At 61.8% G+C, this 19,889-nt stretch carries 25 protein-coding genes; 8 read left to right on the plus strand and 17 right to left on the minus strand.

The window, feature by feature from the left end; all coding sequences use genetic code 11:
* Window positions 1–41: 41 nt before the first annotated feature.
* Window positions 42–665 carry an OsmC family protein gene (locus GJ631_RS07165; protein WP_156708501.1) on the minus strand — a complete coding sequence of 208 codons (624 nt, stop codon included), beginning with the start codon at window positions 663–665 and terminating at the stop codon, window positions 42–44.
* A 223-nt stretch (window positions 666–888) separates the two neighbouring features.
* Window positions 889–1,683, minus strand: a complete 795-nt coding sequence (locus GJ631_RS07170; RefSeq protein ID WP_156708502.1) for an aldo/keto reductase — start codon at window positions 1,681–1,683, stop codon at window positions 889–891.
* A 77-nt stretch (window positions 1,684–1,760) separates the two neighbouring features.
* On the opposite strand from GJ631_RS07170, the gene GJ631_RS07175 reads away from it, so the two are divergent.
* The 5 genes from GJ631_RS07175 (at window position 1,761) to GJ631_RS07195 (ending at window position 5,483) form a co-directional block, all read left to right on the plus strand.
* Window positions 1,761–2,177, plus strand: a complete 417-nt coding sequence (locus GJ631_RS07175; protein ID WP_156708503.1) for a VOC family protein — start codon at window positions 1,761–1,763, stop codon at window positions 2,175–2,177.
* Window positions 2,178–2,233: 56 nt separating this feature from the next.
* Window positions 2,234–3,076, plus strand: a complete 843-nt coding sequence (locus tag GJ631_RS07180; RefSeq protein WP_156708504.1) for a shikimate kinase — start codon at window positions 2,234–2,236, stop codon at window positions 3,074–3,076.
* The gene (locus GJ631_RS07185) at window positions 3,034–3,384 is read left to right on the plus strand and encodes a chorismate mutase (RefSeq protein ID WP_370518579.1); all 351 of its coding nucleotides are present in this window, start codon (window positions 3,034–3,036) and stop codon (window positions 3,382–3,384) included. The genes GJ631_RS07180 and GJ631_RS07185 overlap by 43 nt, the downstream gene beginning before the upstream one ends.
* Window positions 3,385–4,049: 665 nt before the next feature.
* Window positions 4,050–4,694 carry a CPBP family intramembrane glutamic endopeptidase gene (locus GJ631_RS07190; RefSeq protein WP_197424890.1) on the plus strand — a complete coding sequence of 215 codons (645 nt, stop codon included), beginning with the start codon at window positions 4,050–4,052 and terminating at the stop codon, window positions 4,692–4,694.
* A 504-nt stretch (window positions 4,695–5,198) separates the two neighbouring features.
* Window positions 5,199–5,483, plus strand: a complete 285-nt coding sequence (locus tag GJ631_RS07195; RefSeq protein WP_370518582.1) for a ribbon-helix-helix domain-containing protein — start codon at window positions 5,199–5,201, stop codon at window positions 5,481–5,483.
* An 82-nt stretch (window positions 5,484–5,565) separates the two neighbouring features.
* Here GJ631_RS07195 and GJ631_RS07200 read toward each other — a convergent pair whose 3' ends face one another.
* Together GJ631_RS07200 and GJ631_RS07205 are read right to left on the minus strand one after the other, a co-directional pair.
* Window positions 5,566–5,919 (minus strand): type II toxin-antitoxin system PemK/MazF family toxin, encoded by a 354-nt coding sequence (locus GJ631_RS07200; RefSeq protein WP_156708506.1) that lies wholly within the window; start codon window positions 5,917–5,919, stop codon window positions 5,566–5,568.
* Window positions 5,916–6,155: a hypothetical protein gene (locus GJ631_RS07205; protein ID WP_156708507.1), complete on the minus strand. Its 240-nt coding sequence runs from the start codon at window positions 6,153–6,155 to the stop codon at window positions 5,916–5,918. The genes GJ631_RS07200 and GJ631_RS07205 overlap by 4 nt, the downstream gene beginning before the upstream one ends.
* A gap of 358 nt (window positions 6,156–6,513) precedes the next feature.
* On the opposite strand from GJ631_RS07205, the gene GJ631_RS07210 reads away from it, so the two are divergent.
* The gene (locus GJ631_RS07210) at window positions 6,514–6,834 is read left to right on the plus strand and encodes a hypothetical protein (RefSeq protein WP_197424892.1); all 321 of its coding nucleotides are present in this window, start codon (window positions 6,514–6,516) and stop codon (window positions 6,832–6,834) included.
* On the plus strand, window positions 6,835–7,359 hold the full coding sequence (locus tag GJ631_RS07215) for a hypothetical protein (protein WP_156708508.1): 525 nt from the start codon (window positions 6,835–6,837) through the stop codon (window positions 7,357–7,359).
* A gap of 160 nt (window positions 7,360–7,519) precedes the next feature.
* Here the strand turns inward: GJ631_RS07215 and GJ631_RS07220 are convergent, their stop codons facing one another.
* From GJ631_RS07220 to GJ631_RS07240, 4 genes are all read right to left on the minus strand, one after another.
* Window positions 7,520–7,954, minus strand: coding sequence for a hypothetical protein (locus GJ631_RS07220; RefSeq protein WP_156708509.1), 435 nt, complete (start codon window positions 7,952–7,954; stop codon window positions 7,520–7,522).
* 447 nt (window positions 7,955–8,401) lie between these two features.
* Window positions 8,402–10,204, minus strand: a complete 1,803-nt coding sequence (locus GJ631_RS18520; RefSeq protein WP_197424894.1) for a hypothetical protein — start codon at window positions 10,202–10,204, stop codon at window positions 8,402–8,404.
* Between the two features lie 205 nt (window positions 10,205–10,409).
* Window positions 10,410–11,090 carry a carbonic anhydrase gene (locus GJ631_RS07235; protein ID WP_156708510.1) on the minus strand — a complete coding sequence of 227 codons (681 nt, stop codon included), beginning with the start codon at window positions 11,088–11,090 and terminating at the stop codon, window positions 10,410–10,412.
* Between the two features lie 58 nt (window positions 11,091–11,148).
* Window positions 11,149–11,541: a CopG family ribbon-helix-helix protein gene (locus GJ631_RS07240; RefSeq protein ID WP_370518580.1), complete on the minus strand. Its 393-nt coding sequence runs from the start codon at window positions 11,539–11,541 to the stop codon at window positions 11,149–11,151.
* Window positions 11,542–11,683: 142 nt separating this feature from the next.
* Between GJ631_RS07240 and GJ631_RS07245 the strand changes: the two genes are divergently transcribed.
* Entirely contained in the window at window positions 11,684–12,556 is an 873-nt protein-coding gene (locus GJ631_RS07245) for a hypothetical protein (RefSeq protein ID WP_156708512.1), read from the plus strand.
* A gap of 3 nt (window positions 12,557–12,559) precedes the next feature.
* On the opposite strand, the gene GJ631_RS19460 is transcribed toward GJ631_RS07245, so the two are convergent.
* The 9 genes from GJ631_RS19460 to GJ631_RS07285 form a co-directional block, all read right to left on the minus strand.
* Window positions 12,560–12,931 carry a molybdopterin-binding protein gene (locus tag GJ631_RS19460; RefSeq protein WP_370518581.1) on the minus strand — a complete coding sequence of 124 codons (372 nt, stop codon included), beginning with the start codon at window positions 12,929–12,931 and terminating at the stop codon, window positions 12,560–12,562.
* 67 nt (window positions 12,932–12,998) lie between these two features.
* Window positions 12,999–13,250, minus strand: a complete 252-nt coding sequence (locus GJ631_RS18975; RefSeq protein ID WP_231753917.1) for a winged helix-turn-helix domain-containing protein — start codon at window positions 13,248–13,250, stop codon at window positions 12,999–13,001.
* A gap of 37 nt (window positions 13,251–13,287) precedes the next feature.
* Window positions 13,288–14,052, minus strand: coding sequence for a phosphate ABC transporter ATP-binding protein (locus GJ631_RS07255; RefSeq protein ID WP_156708513.1), 765 nt, complete (start codon window positions 14,050–14,052; stop codon window positions 13,288–13,290).
* Window positions 14,052–14,768: an ABC transporter permease gene (locus tag GJ631_RS07260; RefSeq protein WP_370518583.1), complete on the minus strand. Its 717-nt coding sequence runs from the start codon at window positions 14,766–14,768 to the stop codon at window positions 14,052–14,054. Before GJ631_RS07260 ends, GJ631_RS07255 begins: the two co-directional genes overlap by 1 nt.
* Window positions 14,765–15,694, minus strand: coding sequence for a substrate-binding domain-containing protein (locus GJ631_RS07265; protein ID WP_156708514.1), 930 nt, complete (start codon window positions 15,692–15,694; stop codon window positions 14,765–14,767). The genes GJ631_RS07260 and GJ631_RS07265 overlap by 4 nt, the downstream gene beginning before the upstream one ends.
* Before the next feature lie 119 nt (window positions 15,695–15,813).
* Window positions 15,814–16,704, minus strand: a complete 891-nt coding sequence (locus tag GJ631_RS07270) for a DUF4382 domain-containing protein (protein WP_156708515.1) — start codon at window positions 16,702–16,704, stop codon at window positions 15,814–15,816.
* Window positions 16,705–16,848: 144 nt separating this feature from the next.
* Window positions 16,849–17,625, minus strand: a complete 777-nt coding sequence (surE, locus tag GJ631_RS07275) for a 5'/3'-nucleotidase SurE (protein ID WP_156708516.1) — start codon at window positions 17,623–17,625, stop codon at window positions 16,849–16,851.
* Window positions 17,626–17,676: 51 nt separating this feature from the next.
* On the minus strand, window positions 17,677–19,098 hold the full coding sequence (locus tag GJ631_RS07280; RefSeq protein WP_156708517.1) for a small ribosomal subunit Rsm22 family protein: 1,422 nt from the start codon (window positions 19,096–19,098) through the stop codon (window positions 17,677–17,679).
* A complete protein-coding gene (locus tag GJ631_RS07285) occupies window positions 19,095–19,826 on the minus strand; it encodes an NAD(P)-binding domain-containing protein (RefSeq protein WP_156708518.1) in 732 nt (243 codons plus the stop codon). Before GJ631_RS07285 ends, GJ631_RS07280 begins: the two co-directional genes overlap by 4 nt.
* Window positions 19,827–19,889: the final 63 nt, after the last annotated feature.

The raw sequence follows: 19,889 nt of genomic DNA on the forward strand, positions 1-19,889 counted from the left end.
TCGAAACTCGAAAAAAGACGTAGCGGGGCGTTCGTCCTCGGTCAATCGTCAGCCTCTATCGGCCGTTGGATATCGACGACCGGCTCCATCTCGTGGGCGAGATGCATCAGGTTCCAGACCGGCGAGCGCTTTGCGCCCTCGGCGAGGAGTTCGGCGTCCGCCTCCGAGAGGTCGTCGCCGCTGACTTCTATCTCGACGCGGATGTTCTCGAACGTGTTTTCGGAGTCCTCGATATCGTGAATCATGAGGACCACGCGCGGGTCGAAGTCGAGTCGGACGTTCGTCTCGAGGCCCTCGAGTTCGATATCGTTGGCCAACGCGGTGACGCCTACAGCCACGTTCAGACAGCCGCTGAGTGCGGCCAGCGCCACCTCGATGGGTTCCATTCGGTCCGTCGGGTCGACGAAGCCGGAGGCTTCCTCTACCTCCCTCCAGGCCCCCATCGGTAGGGTGTACTCCCGGGTCTCTCGTTCGATTTCCTCGTCGCCGAGCGTGTACTCGTCGACTCTCGCCAGACTGTGAAAGAGCCGTCCCTCGTAGGGCGCACGTGCCCCGAGTTCCATCTGTATCTCCTCGGAGTTGGCCGTCGCGTGCTCGACGAACTCGTGGAACGCTTCCAGGTCGACTCCTTGCTTTACCGTCTCCGATTGGTGTGTTGTTGCCATGAGTTCCTCCTGCCGCTGTAATCCACTCCAACGCGACGACAAGTTCGGACAGCGCTGTCCGCTGAATCTCGTCGACCGTGGATTACGTCCTATCCTACGTCAAACATAATTAACGTTCGTTAAGATTTCATGTCGCTTGCGCGTCGTTTCTTACCACATACCACCCACTCACTGTGGTCTCACCAGGCGGGACGTTGCTGTCGGTTCGGGTCGTGCTTCGCCGTCAGTTCCACGGCGCACCGTCGGGGTCGACCACGCGTCGTCGTTCGTCGATGCCGTCGAGGCGGTCCCGGGCGTCGTCGGTGAACTCGACGTCCGTGGCACCGATGTTCTCCCGGACGTGTTCGCCGCGGGCCTTGGGAATCGGGACGATGTCACGGTCAAGGTGCCACGCCAACACCGCCTGTGCGGGCGTCACACCGAGGTCGTCGGCGACCGACTGAACAACGGGATGGTCGAGTAACTCCCCCTGTGCGAGCGGGGAGTACGCGACGAGCCGGTGGCCCGTCTCGCGGGCGATGTCCGCCAACTCGGATTGTGGTAACAGCGGATGACACTCCAGTTGGTGGGCGACGATTGGCGAGTCGAGCAGTTCGCGGGCCTCCCTGAGGAGTTCGGGCGTGAAGTTCGAGACGCCGATGTGGCGTGTCAACCCCGCCTCCCGGAGTTCGTCGAACGCCGACAGCGTCGCCTCGGCGTCGTAGGCTCGAATCGGCCAGTGGACGTACAGCAAGTCGACGATATCGACGCCGAGTCTGTCGAGACTCGCCACAGTCGTCTCGCGTACATCCTCGGGCGCCAGCGAGTCGGGGTGTACTTTCGTCGCGAGAAACACCGCCTCGCGGTCGACGCCGCTTTCGGCGAGCGCCTCGCCGACCGCCGCTTCGTTGTCGTACATCTGTGCGGTGTCGACGTGGCGATAGCCCGCTTCGAGCGCCGAACCGACCGCGTCGATGCACTCTTCGCCCGCTAATCCCGACGTGCCGAACCCCGGTGCCGGAATCTCCGGTCGTGACATGGATTCATTACAGCGGCGAGCACCAACTGTCTTCGCCCGTCGGAAGTGCCTTTGTCGGTCAGTGAGTGGTGCCATCCATGACCGACCTCACGGCTCACCACGTCGGCCTTACTGTCTCGGACCTCGACCGTGCTGTCGCCTTCTACCGCGACACGCTCGGTCTCGAAGTCGTCTCCCGGTTCGAGGTCGGCGGCGAGGCGTTCGCGACCGCCGTCGACGTCGATGGCGCCTCCGGAACGTTCGCACACCTCGACGCCGACGGCGTCCGCATCGAACTCGTCGAGTACGACCCCGAGGGCGCGGCATCTACCTCGGCGCTCAACCAACCGGGCGCCTGCCACGTCGGGTTCGCAGTCGAGGACGTCGACGCCTTCGTCGCAGGCCTGTCCGACGACGTCGAGACGATTAGCGAGCCACAGACGACCGAAAGCGGGACACGACTCGTCTTCCTCCGTGACCCCGATGGGAACCGAATCGAACTACTCGAAGCGTAGTCACGCCGTTGCGCTAACCGCCACCGCTTTGTAGCCGCCCGGTCGAGGTTCGGCCGATGGATGGTCGCGCAGTCGCCCCCGCAGCGGGCACCGTACTGAACGCCCTGGCGAACGGCTACGGGTCCGCCTTCGCCATCGACGCCTACACCGAGGCGACCGTGGAGTTAGACGCCACCGGCGAGGTCACCGGCGAGGTGGCCGAAGCGCCCGACGCCGACACCCGCCTCATCGAGCGATGTGTCGAGAGCGTCGTCGAGCGCTTCGGCGACGGCGAGGGCGGCCACGTCCGCACCGAAAGCGAGGTGCCGATGGCGTCGGGACTCAAATCCTCCAGTGCCGCCGCCAACGCGACCGTGCTGGCGACACTGGACGCCCTCGACGCCGAGATGGACCGCGAAGACGCCTGCCGCCTCGGCGTCGAAGCCGCTCGCGACGCCGGCGTGACGATTACGGGCGCTTTCGACGACGCCTCGGCGTCGATGCTCGGTGGCGTCACCGTCACCGACAACACCGACGACGTACTCCTCCGACGGGACGAACCGACGTGGGACGTACTCGTCTACACGCCCGACGAACGCTCGTTTTCCGCCGACGCCGACGTTGGCCGCTGTGAGCGGGTCGCGCCGATGGCCGACGTGGTGTACGAACTGGCGTCCGACGGCGACTACGAGCGAGCGATGTGCGTCAACGGACTCGCCTTCTGTGCGGCCTTGGGCTACCCGACGGAACCCATCGTGGAGGCGATGCCGGAATCGGCGGCGTCGCTTTCGGGAACCGGACCGAGCTACACCGCCGTCGGCGACCGCGAGACACTCGAACGACTGAAAGACAGCTGGAACCAACGAGACGGACACACATGGCTGACAACGACACAACAGACGGGAGCGACGACGAAGTGAGCGACGAGGCCGCCGCTCGAACGGGTGGCGACCCCGCCGAAATGGACCTCGACGAACTCCGCGAGGAGATACAGACAATCGACCGCGAAATCGTCGAACTCATCGCCCAACGGACCTACGTCGCCGAGAGTATCGCCGCGGTGAAACGCGAACAGGGACTCCCGACGACTGACGAGTCCCAAGAGCAAGCCGTCATGGACCGCGCCGGCGACAACGCTCAGCGATTCGGCGTCGACGACAACCTCGTGAAAGCGATTTTCCGGCTGCTCATCGAGTTGAACAAAGTGGAGCAACGCGAGTCTCGGTAGCACATAACACAGTTTTGTACAGTCCTTTCTTTCACGTTAAATTGGCCTGACTAGCCGCTCGGTCGAGTCTGCGCATCGGCCACTGACGATTCTACTAGTTCGGATAGATGTTCTTCGCGGCGTGCAAAATGTCGAAGCTGTATGCGGTACGAGATTCTAGTGTGCTATTCGTTCAGGTTTCGTCGGATGTCCTGGACATAGTTGCCGGTGGATATTCTATCCGGACCTGATGACACTCGTAGGTATCATAGAACTGTTCGAATGGATGGGTTTTCACCTCTGAGGGCGGTGAACCACCAACTCAGTATTCGTACGTATCAATCGTCGGCCCTAGTGTTATTACTGTATTGAACGAACATATCCACGTGTCGAAAAGAACGTTACGACAGACTCCGGTAGATATTCGAAAAGTATCGGAGTTTCTCGTCCTCACGTTTGCCATCTCCTGGGGTGGTATGACTGTGCTATATTTTACCGATGTCGATATCGGAAGTAGCGCCGGGCAGGGCATTGGTACTATTATTTTCATGGGGGGCCCCGCCATTGCGGCGATCACACTTCTTCGGTATCGCCGAGCATCCATTCGGAAGGGAACCGGTCTTTACCGAGGGCGCATTCGGTGGAATGTCCTCGCCTGGATAGCACCGGGTGGGCTTACTGCCGCGATGATTGGCGTCGGTCTCGCGCTTCCGGACACGACGTTTACGACTGAATATTCGGCGTTCTTGCTCGAACTCGGTTTCACAGAGGCGGAAGCCGTTGACACGATTGCAGAACTGGAACAGACCGGCGTTCCGGTATTCGTCCTCTTGACTGGACTGGGACTCGTCCTTGGGGGAACGCTCTTCGCGCTCGCCGCCCTCGGCGAAGAACTCGGCTGGCGGGGGCTGTTACTTACGGAGTTGGCACCACTCGGGTTCTGGAAACTGTCGCTATTGACGGGTGTCGTCTGGGGAATCTGGCACACTCCGCTCATCTTTCTCGGACTCCAGTTCCCGGACGAACCGGTGGTCGGGATTGCTACGATGACTGTTGCAACCGTGGCTTTGTCGCCGATTTACACCTACCTAACTGTCCGGGCCCAGTCGGTGCTCGCCGCGACGTTTTTTCATGGCTCATTCATCCTGGGTGTATTCACATCGGTGTTTTTGCTAAACGGGAGCGAACTCGTGATTTCCTCCTTTGGCGTCGTCGGAATCGTGGCCGCGCTGTTTGGCATTGTAGCGTGTATGGTACATGATCGGCTCCTTGCTGATGAGCAAATTACAACAAGTGGCCCTCTAAGTCCCTGGTCCCGTACTGAAGCGTGAAACTGCCGTGTTGGGTTGAGCAGATGCCGGGAGCGTATCATAGAGTCCACCTCATAGCTTCTTACAGTTTGGGTCGTCTGCTCGTTCGTACCAGTGCATACTGATGGGGGACTGCTCCACGCTCTCTACCGGATGATTCGGTCAGGGAACTCTTGATCCAGCTTTCGTGACCGATACGCGCCCTCTATTCAGCACCGAACTTCTGATAGATTGCGGGTGGGTCTCGACTGCTGGTGTTACATTGTTGACCTTCATCGGCCGATTCGCATTTCTCTGTTCAGGGAAAGCCGCCGTAGATTGACGACCGGTGCTCTACTGCGCTGATTTGTACGATTCTCTCGCTTCGGTCGAATCGGACGATATCTCGATAGTCACTGACTCACAACGACGGACATGATTTCAGTCCAAAACAACGGCTTGGCGATTCTGGCGTCGCTTCGTTCCTCTCAGAGGTGCCGTATCTGCCAGCGAAACAACTTAGTAAGAAAGTAGTAACACAAAAATATATCTGGAGCAGCCACAGAAGAGAACGACGAGGACGAAATCGTCACGGTGAATTTCAAGGTCACCCAGTCGTTTCTCGACGAGATAGACGGGACGTGGCAGGGACGCGGTTTCAACAGTCGGAGCGAGTTCATCCGGTATACGCTGCGCGACGCAATCGAGTTCCCGACGTTCGACCGCGACGAACTCGTCGCCCTCCTCGAAGCGGAGGAAGACTTCCGCGAGGGGCGAACCATGAGTGCCGAGGAGGCCCGAGAGCGGTTCGGCACGGATGGCGATGAGTGACGAGGACTGGACGTGAGACACAGAATATCCTCACCGCGCGAAGACCGATATACGGCGGCAACAGGTGTATTTAACCCGTGTTTCAATCCAGCCCGAGGCTCAGTTTTAGAGCTTCGTCCACCTCGGCCATGGTCGGCTCGCTCAGACTCCCGAGAACTGAGTGAATCCGTTTTTCGACAGAGACGACGCGAATCTGATCCAGACGAACTGAGGAGTCCTTGTCGAACGGTGACCCATCCGCTTCGACCAACACCTCGAACGGATAGCCTTGATGGATACCGGTTGCCGGAGCTACGATAGTCGTGCTGGAGTTGCGATTTCCAATATCGTTTTGCACAATCACCGCAGGTCGAGTCTTTTTCATCTCGTGGCCCTCAGCAGGGTCGAGACGAACAACTACGACATCGCCACGCCGAATCTCTGTATCATCGCTCATTCATCGAGTCCGTTCCATGCCTCGTCGGATGCCTCCGTCCACTCCTCAGTGAGATGGTCAGCGCTCTCGGAAGCCTCGCGGTACGCAGCGGCTAATTCGGCCTCGTCGGGTGACTCAGACTCGACTTCGACGACCGCGACGGTCACGCGCTTGTTCGCGTACTCCGTACCGAGGTAGATTCGACCTCGGTCGTCGGTTTCGTTGGTTCGCAGGTCGTGAGCGTCCACTTTCGTCATGGTATCCACTACGGCCTACCGTTGGATAAGACTTACCCACTATTACCCACGAGCTTATTTTCCGTGAACATGCGTACGCCGCCGACGATGACTGAGTTTCGAAGAAAGCGGCAAAGTAGACGCAATCGTGTTACATCAGTCTACGACCTGAACAAAGTCGAACAACGAGAGAGTCAGTAGCTCGAAATCTGGCAATAGACGCCGTATTGAGCCTGATTAGCTCTCAGGATATTCTTCCGATAGCTACTCTTTCAATTCAGGCTCGGTGAAAAACACCATGTCCGGTTTCGGTGGCTCCGAAGGATGTGGTAGTGACGAGGGGACAAGCGTTTTGGCTCTGCACTCACATTGTACACATATGAGTTCCGAGTCCAACAAAAAGCGCGTCCAGTTCCGTGCACCGAGGGGGCTGGTAGACCGGGCCGACGCGCTCGCTGCGGTGTTCGAGACGGATCGGACTGACATCCTCATTTCCGCGCTTCGGGACTACCTGCGGGACGCCGCGCATTCCGACGAAGTGAAACAGGAGATCGCGGACGCCTACTACGACGACGACATCACGTTCGAGGAACTGAAGGACCTCGTCGGGCACGAGGAGGCCGCCAACTTCCGACTGCTGAAAGAGCAACTGACCGACGAGTTCGTGGACGGAGTCGCAGAGGAACTTGCCGACTCGTAGATGGTTTTGATAGTCGCCGACACGTCCGCCCTCGTGAGCCTCGGAACCGTGGCGGACAGTTCACCGAACCCACTCGACTTCCTCCTCGATTCGCACACCGTGGTCGTCCCAGAGCAGGTCGTTGACGAACTCACCGAGACGGCGTCCTACGACGACGCCTCCGGCGAGGGGTCACAAGCGGTTCTCGACCGTCGCTCCGCGTTCGAGGTGCGTTCCGTCGAACTGGACGAGACGTTTCCGTTGGACGATGGTGAGAACGCGGCGGTCACGCTGGCGAACGAGGTGGACGCCGTGCAGCTGCTCTGTGACGAGTTCAATCGGCTCGCGCTCGTCCATGCGTCGCTGGCCGAAACCCGCCTCGTCACAACACCGATTCTTCTCACCGCGCTGGTTCGGAACGACGCGCTCTCAGCCGACACCGCTGAGGTGATTTTGGCCGAGATGAGTGACGCCCGCAGCTGGTCGTCAAACTCCTACGTCGAACGCGCGAATGCCACGCTTCGACAGCAACGCGAGGAGAGATGAGGTACGTTTCACACCCTCAGTGGTGGAACAACCGCTAGGTAGGTCTGCGGATTGAGCGACTTGGTGATTATCTATACTCCGTGAAACCTCGGATGATAGGTGCTGAGAGAGGGAACTGAAATCGCCAGTGAGGCCACAGTAGACTTGCCGAGTTTCTGTTCTATACCTTCGCAGAATACAGTTCTGTTGTGTAGGTGTCTTCGAATAGCGTAATTCCGACACCGTCCGAATCATCCTCTCGGTTGGTTGGTTCTGCCGGCTCATCAAAAAACACGGTTACCTCGTAGGGAAGAGACAGATTGAGTCGAAGCGTATACGACCCCGGTTCTGTGATTATATTCGAATAATACCTACACTCGGAGTCACTCCCTGTCTCCGACTCAATTCCGAGTTCGCCCCGTTCGTCAAGCAGGATTTGATTCTCTGCTGTCGTCCGCTCTAGTTCAATATTGTATTCTACGTGTCCATCCGTCTCGTTACAGACGTAGAGGTCGGGTCTATTCGGGTCTGGGGCTGTGACGCTCTCGAAACTACACCCGGCAGTTACCGAAGCGAGGATGGGTGCTATCCATATTACATCTCTGCGAGATTTCATTATGCCAGCACCCATACTGTGTATAGTTAAAATATTGGTGCATCAAATGATTAATAAAACACCTGTATCGACCGATTCGCATCTCTGTTCAGTGAAACCCGCCGCAGATTGACGACCGATCCCCTACTGACCTGCTCTGTACGACCCTCTCGCTCCGGTCGAATCGGACGATAACTCGATAGTCACCGACTCACAACGACTGACATGATTTCAGTCCAAAACAACGGCTTGGCGATTCTGGCGTCGCTTCGTTTCTCTCAGAGGTGCCGTATCTGCCAGCGAAACAAACGGCGCATCGTGGTTGCTCGAATTAAGCGCCGTGGTGGTGCGTACACCGCCGACGATGACTGAGTTTCGAAGAAAGCGGCAAAGTAGACGCAATCGTGTTACATCAGTCTACGACCTGAACAAAGTTGAGCAGCGGGAGTCACGCTGACCCGAGGTCGTTCAGTTCACGCTCTTTGAGAGTTCGGCGCCGGCTTTGAACTTCACGTCGTCAGCGGCGCTGGCCCCCGTGAAGTGGACGATTGGTGCCGACAGGTGGTTAGGTTGGCAGACGAACGTGTTCTCCGCCTCACCACCGGCTTCACTTTGGGCCTTCGTTCGCCCCGGTCGCTTCCGAAGGATGATGTCTTCACCTTCTGTTTCTGAAAGCACACCCTCGGCAACCGCATCCGATACCGTCCCATCGAACAGCCGCGCTCCTCGGTGGTCTCCGTCTCCCGACAGTCGACGGGCCATCACGTCACCGTAGCCATCGCCATCTAAATCACCACCCCCAACGCCGATGACTGCTGTTGGGCCACTCACCGGCAAGGTGGTGATTGTGTTCCCGTAGAGGCTGCCATCGTCGATGACCCAGCCACCCGTGTAGATGTACTGGTCCGCGTTCTTACATCGTCGGACGTACAACAGCGCGGGAAACGGCGATGGGCAGTCCGGTGGCGCGACCATAATCGGGCACACCAGCGTCGACGTGACCGCGCTCTCACCGTTTTCAGGACCCCACTCGTCGAAGTCGGCGCGGTCGGGAGCCGATTCATCAGCACTGACCGCAAGGGAGGGCGTCGTCTCCGTAGCCTGTGGCGGGTCGTTCTGTACGGTGACAGTGATTGTCCCGTTATCGCCCGATGCTTCGAGGTGAATTCCCGTGTCGACTGGTCCGGAGACGGCCGAGCGGAACGTGTCGGAGTCGTACAGCGTATTGTCGTCAGTCATGAGGCCCCTGTTGAGCGCGCTTTCTCCACCGACTGCGTCGCCTTCGTAAATCGGACTGGAATCGTTGTTTTCGTTGGAGACCCTATTGTCCCCCCACGCGTAGACGTGCCCGTCGTCGTCGGACCGGCCGGTCACGTACTCGATAAGGCGGCGAGGCGTGAGTTCGTCGACGAGCGCGACGTTCCCAGCGGAGAGACGAGCGTCAGGGACCGCGATGGTGAATTGCTCGCTGAGTATGGGTTCGCCAGCGAGGTACTCGTAGAGTGCAACGATGTCTTCGGCACTCGCTCCGGTCAACTCCTGTAGACGAGGATTGCCGAGAGACGCTTCAGAAGTGTCTTCCAACGATGATTCAAGCAGTTCGATGTCTCCTTCGACGATTTCCTGTACGTCTTGAAGGGCTTTGCCGGCGGCATCCCACTCGCCGTTTTCGATGTGCGCGGTCGCCTGCTGAGTCAGTTTCGTTCGACCATCTGCGTGCTCTCGGACGGTTACGCACACGTCATCGGAGCAGCGTTCGAGGGTCGCCTGTATATTTTCGATGGTGTCACCCATGTCTGCGATGCCGCGCCGCCCCGTGCGTGCGGAGCGCTTGCTGATTGAGTCGGTTGCTGCTTTCGTCTGGGAGAGCAGCTGGTTCTCTAGGTCCAGAGCTTTCGAGCGGAGTTCGACCGTGTCGTCGAGTCCGTCGGCGTCCGAGTCTGCGTCGCCCGGGCCGCGGATGACCGAGCGGTTGCTCCGAGTGTTGTTGTAGTTGGCTCGGTTGCTTCCACTCTCATCTCCATTGTAGTCGAAGCAGCAGGTGGCCCCGATAGCGGTTGCGGTCACCCACGCTTCGAGTTCGAGTTCGTCTGAGACGGGCCCGATGTCGGCGGAGACTGTTGGCGTGAGTTTGTATACGGTTGGCTCGTTAATTGGCGACGGTCCCGTGTACTCACCGACGCCCGCGAACGGTGCTGCGGGCGATGCTCCCGTGGTAGTCGTCGCGCTCGCGAGGCTGCCGAGACAGCCACTCAGGCTGCCAAGCGCCACCAGCCCACTTCCCGCTAGTACCTGACGACGGCTAAGCTGCGACGGCGACAAATCTCGCGACGAACGAGGAACTCTTCGTGGACTCATCTGTGTGTTAGACACTTCCACACAGCATAAGCATTTTTATATAAAATTACAAAGAAATACCGACAACGGTCGCTATTTTCATCGACCTACCGCTACAGACGACGCCCGTGAGTTGCACTCAGTACTCCCAGAGCCGCTCTATCCGGTCGGCTACCTCCGGGTTCTCCGCCCGGAGCGTCTCCGTGCTGCGCTCGCCGTCGACGTTGATGACGTGGACCTCGCCGCGTTTGCCACCGTAGACGTCCTGGAAGTCGTAGACGGCACCGACGGCGCTGACTCCCTCGGGTACGTCGTCGCTCTCACGCAAGAACTGCACCTGCCGGTCGACGTTGCACTCGACGAGGCGGTTGATAGCGTCGGACCGGTCGATGTCGTCGGGGAGGGCCTCGACGCCGTCTTCGAGGCGCGGTTTCAGGAGGTCGAGACAGCGTTCGATGCCCGGCGGTTCAGAGACGCCGTCGGTGAGTGCGTCGTAGGTCGCCGTGACGGCGCCACAACCGGTGTGGCCGACGACGACGGCGAGGTCCGTTCCGGTGTGTTCGATGGGATAGAGTACGTCACCGGAGACGAACTCCTCGCCGTCGGCGCCGTCGATGACTCGGTTACCGATGTTGCCGCAGGTGAAGAGGTGGCCGGGGTCGTCGTTGCCCCACATCTGGTCCTGCAGAACCCGAGAGTCCGAACAACAGACGGTGACCGCCTCGGGGTGTTGCCCGTGCTGGAGGCCCTCGAATCGGGTGTCGTACTCCGAGGCGTGCTTCGCGTTGTGTTTCAACAGCGCCACGAGCGTCGAGTGCATTACCAAGCGAACGATACACCCCGACCCAATAATCGGTTTCGGAGGCCGTCAAGACCATTCACGCCTCGTCGCGGATTATCATCGTCTTCACCCGTCGAACGCCGTCGAAATCCCGAAGACGGTAGGTCAACTGTCGAACGCGTTCCGATGTGCCCCGACAGAACAGCGACTCCAGACACCACTCACCCTGATGTGTGTGGCTCGTGTTCAGGATGACGTCTTGGTACTCGTGTTGAATCGCGTGGAGTTCACCGATGACCTCGTGGTGGCGGTAATCGAACCCCAACAGTGCGACGACCTCGCCGTCGGTGTCCTCCAGGCGAGCGTGGGACTCGATGTACTCGGACATCGCCTCCCGGACGGCACGCGAACGGTTCTCGATGCCTTCCGCCTGCCAGACGCGGTCGAACTCCGCGAGGGTCTCGTCGGGGATGTTGAAACTCGTTCGCACGTCGGTGCCATCGCGTCGAGGCCACAAATAGGGTCCGCGTCTGCTCACATAGTGCCCGCGTCACCTCCACGAATCGTATGACGATGCCCCCGTTCCGGTAGTAACAATCCCTAAGACGGCCCTTCACCGAACACGAAACGACATGTTACACGGCGAGGCGCTCGGACTGCTGTTCGGTGCGGTCGCCCTCGGCGCGGTTCACGGCATCGAACCGGGCCACGGCTGGCCGGTCGCGGCTTCCTACGCCCTCGACCAGCGATACAAGTGGGTCCACGGCTTCGCCGCCAGCCTCCTGCTCGGTATCGGCCACCTCGTGAGCAGCATCGCCATGGTCGTCGCGTTCTTCTATGCGAAGTCGTACTTCGAACTCACGCAACTTGACGACCCCATCGCGCTGTTCGGCGGACTCGAAATCGGCGGTCCGGTTAGCCTCGTCGCGGGCGCTCTGCTCATCGCACTGGGCATCCGTGAGTATCGCCACGGCCACAGCCACGGCATCGGAACCGACGACGGCGGGCACAACCACGACCACGGCGAACACAGTCATGGCCACGACGACGGTGGACACAATCACGATTACGGACACGGACACGACCACGGCCACGGGGGCCGTGGCCACACACACGCCCACGGGGAGAGACATGACCACGACAGCCTGTTCGAACGGCTGAAACGGAGGCTTCCGTTCGTGGGCGGTCACAGCCACGCCCACGACGCCGACAGCGCCGACGAGCGCGGCCTGTTGGGCATCGCGTGGTTCGCGTTCCTGCTCGGCTTCGCCCACGAGGAGGAGTTCGAAATCATCGCGCTTTGCAGCGGTTCCGCACACTGTCTGGAACTGATGACTGCCTACGCCCTCACGGTCATCGTCGGCATCGTCACGCTGACGATGCTGCTCATCGCCGGCTACGAGTCCTTCGAGGAGGACGTCGAACGCCTCGCACCGTACCTTCCGGTGTTTTCGGCGGTCGTCCTCGTCGGGATGGGTCTCGGGTTCGTCCTCGGCGTCCTCTAACCGTCAGGAATCGGTCGCAATCGCCCGCGCGGCGGTCGTCTTGAACGCCGCGACGACATCTCTCCCCTCCCGCAATCCGAGTCGGTCCCTGCTCTCGGCGGTCACGACTGCCTCGATGTCGACGCCCTCTGCGACGGTCACCGTCACCGTCGAGACGGCGTCGGCGGTTTCGACCCGGGAGACGGTCCCTGAGAGTTGGTTCCGGAGGCTGGTGTGGCCCTCGGCGGCCGTCTCGGGGTCCATGAGAACGACGGCGTCCGACCGGATGGCTATCTCCACTTCCCGAGAATCGTCGGGAACACGAGCGGCCATCTCGCCGGCGTCGGTTTCGACACTCGCCAACTCGCCGTCGCGGGCGACGACGGTCCCCGGCACGATGGACTCGGTGACCGAGGTGACCCCCGACAGTTCGACTCGGAGGCGGTCGAACTGTCTGATGAGGTCACGTGCCTCGTCGGTGAGGGCGGTCCCCCCCGCCGTCGCTCCCGCCGCGAACTCTGGTGGTCAGCGGACCGAAGGCGCCCTCGATTTCGTCGACGCGGCGCTGGAGGTGGGGGTAGGACCGACCGAGGGCGTCGGCCGCGCCGGACATCGACCCCTGTTCGTCTATCGCGCGCAGCATCTCGATGTCCCGGCCGGTGACGGTCACGCCGTCGCGAGCGAGTCGCGGTTCGAATCCCTTTTCGAGCGTCATGTGTGCTCAAACGCTCCCTCGAGGGGCAACATTGGGTTCAGTACACCAGTTCCCCGGAAATAAACTTCCGGGTGCGTTCGTCTTCGGGACTCTCGAACACCGCCTTTGCCGGGCCGACCTCGGTCAAGTCAGAATCGAGAAGGACGGCGACGCGGTCGGCGATACGTTCGGCTTGGTTCATGTCGTGTGTCGCGACGACGACCCCGATGCCGCTGTTTCGTGCCGTCTCGATGGCCGACTCGATGACCGCCGTGTTGCGGGGGTCGAGGTCCGAAGTCGGTTCGTCCAACAGGAGCACGTCGGGGTCGTACGCAAGCGCCCGCGCGAAGGAGACTCGCTGGGCCTCGCCGCCCGAAAGCGACCGGGCGTCCTGGTCGATTTTCTCTGTCATCCCCACGACTTCCAAGGCGTCTTCGACCGCGTCAGCGGTGCCGTTCAACCGGACCACGGACCGCAGTTGCTCCCGAAATCGTTCGCGCCACTGTCGCCGGATTCGGAGGCCGTACTCGACGTTCCGGGCGACGGAGGCGTCGAAGAGGCTGGCTTCTTGAAACACCATCCCGACCCGTCGGCGGAGGGCAAGCCGTTCGTCCTCGTCGACGGCCCACACGTCGGTGTCGTCGAAGGTCACGCGGCCGGAATCGGGTTCCAGAGACAGCGACAACAACCGTAGCAGCGTCGTCTTCCCGACGCCGGAGGGGCCGATGACAGCAACCACCTCGCCGGAATCCACCGACAGCGTGAGGTCGTCGACGACGGTTTCGTCGCCGTAGGCCAACGACACTGAGTCGGCTCGCAACATCAGCCCATCACCTTGTCGTCGCCGAGTCGGACGACGATGGCGTTCACGAGCAGGACGATGGCGACGAGGACGCCGCCGAGCACCATCGCCGTCTCGTAGCGACCCTGTCTGGCCTCCAGTTGGATTGCGGTCGTCAGCGTCCGCGTCTTCGAGACGCCCTCCGACCCCGCGATGTTGCCGCCGACGATGAGGACCGACCCGACTTCGCTAATCGCCCGTCCGAAGCCGGCCAGTATCGCCGTCGCGATGCCGTATCGGGCCTCCTTGATGACGACGAGCGCAACGTCCAGTCGCGTCCCGCCGAGACTGCGGGCAGCGTCGCGGACGTTCTCCTCGACGCTCGTGACGGCGGCGAGGCTGACCGCTGTTATGGCGGGTGTCGCCAACACGAACTGCGACATAATCATCGCCTCCTTCGTAAAGACGAGTTCGAGCGGTCCGAGCGGTCCCTGATTGGAGACGGCGAACAGCACGAGCAACCCGACGACGACGCTCGGAAACCCCATCCCGGTGTTGATGACCGACTTGATGAACCGTTTTCCCGGGATGTCGGTGAAGCCGACCACGAGCGCAATCGGGACGCTCACGAGCGTACTCAACACGACGGCGATGATGCTGACGTACAGCGAGACGAAGATGATACTCCGGACGTACACCGACTCGAAGGGGAACTCGGCCAACAGCGCGAGCGAGGCCAGCCCGGGAGTCACGGTCAGTTCTCGGCGGAGTCGCTACTCCAACCTTCCGGAACGTACTGTTGGAAGTCGGGGTCCTCCGACAGCGCCCGCGGGAAGAACAGCTGTTCGCCGTTGGCCTCGTAGCTGTCGATGATTTCCTGTCCCTCGGGGCTGGTGATGTAGCCGATGTAGGCCATCGCGAGGTCGTAGTTGACGTTGTCGTGGACGGCGGGGTTGACCGCGATAACGCCGTAGGGGTTCGCGAGGATTTCCGGGCCGTCCTCGATGGGCCCCTGGACGAGAATCGTGAGGTCGATTTCGGAGCGCTGGGAGAGGTACGTCCCGCGGTCCGACAGCGTGTACCCACTCTGCTCGTTGGCGATGTTGAGCACCTGCCCCATCCCCTGTCCGGTCTCGCGATACCAGTCGCCGGCAGGGTCGACGCCGGCTTCCTCCCAGATGATGAGTTCCTTGGTGTGCGTCCCCGAGTTGTCGCCGCGGGAGACGAACGTGGACTCCGATTCGGCGATGGTCGCAAACGCCTCCGTCGCAGAACTCATCCCCTCGATGCCCGCTGGGTCGCTCTCCGGGCCGACGATGACGAAGTCGTTGAACATCAAATCGCGGCGGTTCACACCGATGCCGTCGCGCATGAACTCGTCTTCCAGCGACCGGGCGTGGACCATCACCACGTCGGAATCGCCGTCGCGGGCGGTCTGTAGCGCCGCACCCGTCCCCTGTGCGACCGTATCGACGGTGACGCCGTACATCTCCTCGAATGGGGCGTTCAGCTCGTCGAGGAGGCCGGTGTCGTCGGTACTCGTCGTCGTCGTGAGGGTCAGCGTTTCCCCGGCGACGCCGGGGGCGTCGTCGTTTTCGCTTCCGCCCAACTGTGCACAGCCAGCCAGTCCGGCAACCGCACCTGTCCCGAGTGCCGTAATGAATCGACGGCGTTGTATCGGCATAGACACATCGATGGCAGGGACCATCAAGTAAGTTACGCTGAGCAGTAACCACTAGTCGTTACAATTTACGAGAAAATTCGCGTCCAAAAATCGATTGTAGCTACGTTTCGCAGCGTCGATTACGCCGATTCGTTGCCGGCCGGTTCGGGCGAATCGGTTGCTTCCGGCGTTTCGGTCGGTTCGGCGGTTTCGGTCCCGTCGTCTTCGTCGTCTTCGTCTTCTTCGTCGTCTTCCCCATCCTCGTCGTCATCGTCGTCGACCTCCTCGACTTCGACATCCTCACCGGCGACCCCACTCTCGGAGATGACCGGTTTGAGGATGTATCCGTTGTTGGGGCCTCGCTTGACGACGTTGATGTCGAAGACGAAGCTCACTTCCTCGCCCTCCTCGACTTCGAACGTCTTGGTAATCTGCAATTTCTCGCTGGGGAGTTTCACGTCGACTTCCTCGCCGTCGACGACGCCGACCACCTCGGAGGCGTGGAGTTCGATTTTCGTGTAGGTGCCCGCTTCGAGTTCGCCCTCCAGCACGGAAATCGCCTTGTCGCCGACGACTTCCGTCAAATCGACCGTTTCGCCCTCGAGGTCGAGTTCGGTGAAGCCGCCCTCACCGTCTTCGTCGTCGTCTTCCTCATCATCGTCTTCGTCGTCTTCGTCGTCCTCGTTTTCGGCTTCTGTCCCCTCCGGCGTCTCGGTCGGTTCTTCTGTCTCGGTGGGTTCGGCGGTTTCGGTCCCCTCGGGGGTTTCCGTTCCGTCGTCATCGTCGTCATCGTCGCCTTCCTCGTCGTCGGCAGCGCGGAACACTCGCGCTTTCGAGAGAGTGACGTCCAGCGACTCGAAGTCCCCGATGTCGGCCGGTTGGTCGCTGATGAGCAGTCGGAACGTCCCCATCGCGGACCCGCCGTTCCCGCCGTTCCCGCTAGGACTTTCGGAGTTACCGTTGCCCGTACAGCCAGCGACGAGAACCGTTCCCGCGCCCGCCGTGGCGGTCAGGAATCGTCGTCGGTTCATATCGTATCGCCCTCCGTCGTCGGTTCGCGTTGCCGTGTCTGTCGCATCGTTGATTCGTACTCGACAGCGACATAAACGGTTGATGGCCGAACGCGGGCCAGAAGGTTCATCAGAGAGGTCTCGACTCGCCTCTCGTCGGTCGATTCACCCGTCGTAGGCTTCCGCCAGTCCGTCGAGGGCCTCGTGGCGGGTGGTCGTATGCGGTGCCGTCAGCGGCGAGACGCTGACGCGACCCTCGACGACCGCTCGTCGGTCGCTGCCCTGCGGGTCGGGGACGGACCCCTCGGCCATCATCTCCCAGATGCGGTCGTGAATCGTCACCGTCCCGCGCTCGTTTTCGGCGTCCATCTCGTAGACGTGGGAGGGACGGGTGATTTCCATGTCGGCGTGGCCCTCCTCGGGCGGCAGCGGCGCGTTGACGTTCAGGTAGTCGGCGTCGTCGAAGACGCCCGCACCGAAGGCGTGTTCGATGAGGTACCGGACCGCGCGTGTTGCCTCCGAGAAGTGCTCCGGTTGGGGGGTGAACTCCTGGAAGGTGATGTCGCCGGCCGGGAAGTACACGGATGCGGCGATGGCCGGAACGCCGAAGAAGGCGGCTTCGACGGCCGCCGAGACGGTTCCCGAGCGGCCGAGGACGTACTCCCCGAGGTTCGCGCCGCGGTTACAGCCCGAAACGACGATGTCGGGGTCGAAATCCATCGCGGCGAGGGCGGCGACGACGCAGTCCGTCGGCGTTCCCTGAACGGCGTAGCCGAGTTCGTGTTCCGTCAGTTCGACGTTCCGTGAGAGCTGTCGACCGACCGCGCTCTGGTCGACCTCCGGTGCCACCACCGTCACGTCGCCGACCGACTCGAGGGCATCGTACAGCGCCCGGATGCCGACGGCGTCGATGCCGTCGTCGTTCGTCAGCAGAATATCCATACGAGCCGTCGGTGCCGGTGTCGCAAAAGTTCACCGCACGGACCGGGGTAATCAGCTAAGCCGGTCGACGACCGTCTCGGCGTCGACGACGAGGTTGTACGCCTCCTCGTCGTCGTTCCACAGGACGAGGACGTTCTCGAAGTGAAGCAGCGTGCCGTACGGCGCACGGAGGAGGGATTCGTTGAGCGCCGATTCCCGCGTGAGGACGGCGTAGTGGTCGACGGCCTCCGAGCCGTCGCTGATTTTGAACAGCGGATTGCCCTCCTCGGCGAGGTTCGGCGACAGTTTCAGCGCGTCGAGGTCGATTCGGTCGGTGACGTGGGACTCCATCTCGGCCATCTTCGCCACCTCGTCGGCGTCCGGCGTGTACTCGATGGCCCGCTTCCCGTCGGTCCGAACCAGGAGGTAGGCGTACTGTACGTCGGTGTTCAGGTACGTTCCGTCACCGGCGGCGAGACCGTCGTCGTTCCCGTCGACCGCGGCCCGGTCGAGTCGGCTCTGGAACGCCGGCGGTTCGAGGTCGGACTGACGGGCGAACGTCCACCCGCGGTCCTCCGGGGCTTCCTCGGGCCAGAGTCGAACCGTCGGCGCGTACACGGTCGCGTCCTCGCGGCGAGTCAGAAGGTCACGCTCGATGTTCCGCAACCGGGTCGCCGTTCGCTCTTCGGCGGGCGACAGCGCCACCAGCGTTCCGTCGTCGGCGAGGTACTCGAGATACCGCTCGGCGACCGAGACGGGGTCGTCTAACTCCGAGAGGACGTTTCCGAAGACGATGAGGTCGTACTCGCCGTCCGGGGTGAACGATTCGGCACGGTCGCGGTGGACCGTCGTCGAAAAGCCCGGGCGCGTCTCCTCGAGCATCGCTTCGAGGATGTCCGCGGCAGCGCTCGGTTCGACGGCATCGTACTCGACGAGGGTCTCTTCGGGGAGGTAGTCGTGAACCCCGAGCGCCGGCCCGCCCGTGCCGGCGCCGACCTCAAGCACTCGGAGTCGGCGGCCGAGCAGCCCTGCTCGACCCACCTCGTCGAGGGCGTACTGTATCGCCGCGTAGTAATCCGGCAGGTGGTAGATGGCGTAGGCGAGGGCCGTGTCCTCGTCGTAGGTGACCGCCTCGTCGGCGAAGTACGCCTCCTTCAGACGGTCGATGCGCTCCCGGAGGCCGGCGCCGCTGTCACCCTTCGGCCAACCGGGGCCGTACCGCTCGACGAGGAGGTCCTCAAGCCGCCGGGCGTAGGCCTCGGGGAAGCGCTCGACGCCGTCTAACCGCGGGGTTATCGTCCCGTCTTCGACCGGGACGAACGTACCGTCTTCGCGTTCCCGAATCCCCAACTCGAAGGCGTGGTCGCGCAGCGTCTCGCGGACGACCGCCGGATGTGGCTGGCCGTCGACGTACTCGTAAATCTCCTCGGGGTCGATGGGTCGGACGTTCCGGAGATATCGCGCGTTGTCGAGGATGGCGTCGGTGTCGGTCATCGTCCCGCCTCCTCGTAGAGGTCCAGAAAGGTCTCCCGGTCGGCTTCAGAGAGCGCGCGTGCGGCCTCGGCGACGGAGTCGCCGCCCTCGAAGCGCTCCTGAATCTCGGCGTACACCTCGGGCGTGTTGCCGACGATTCTGTCGACCAACTCATCGAGCGGTTCCGAGAGGTTGGTCTGGAACCGCGGGTCGACCTCCTCGGCGGCCAACGCGTAGGCCAACACCGCCGTGTGCGCTCTCGCCTGTACCGTCTCCATCGCTCGGTCGTGTTCCTCGGGTGTCGTCTCAAAGACCTCGTTGCCGGCCGTCGAAAGCGACTCGCGGATGGCGTCGACGGTCGCCCCACCCGAATCGACGACGATTGGGATGTTTCCGGGCGCGTTCGACGCCGAAAACAGCGGGTGAAAACTCGCCCGCTCGCGGCTCTCGGCGTGGGTCGACAGCGCCGCCACCGAATCGCGCATCTCTCCGGATACGTCGACGACCGCTTCGGTCGCCTTCGTGGCGTGTTCGGCGATGGCGTCCGGCACGGCGGTCATCGGAACGGCGACACAGACGACCTCGAATCGCTCGTCGGTGTCCAGCGGGACTGTCGTGGCGTCGGCCGTCTCGTCGGCAGCCTCTCGGGCCACCTCGGGGTCGCGGTCGGCGAAGGCGACGGCGTCGGCGCCGCTGTGACGGGCGAACCACCGGCCCATCTCTCCCGCGCCGACGACGAGCAGTTGCATGGCGATGGATTGCTCCCCGTCAGTCAAAAGGCGTTCGTCTGGTCCCGAGCGATAGTACGCAGT

The organism is Natronomonas sp. CBA1123 (assembly GCF_009741925.1).
Classification (GTDB): domain Archaea; phylum Halobacteriota; class Halobacteria; order Halobacteriales; family Haloarculaceae; genus Natronomonas.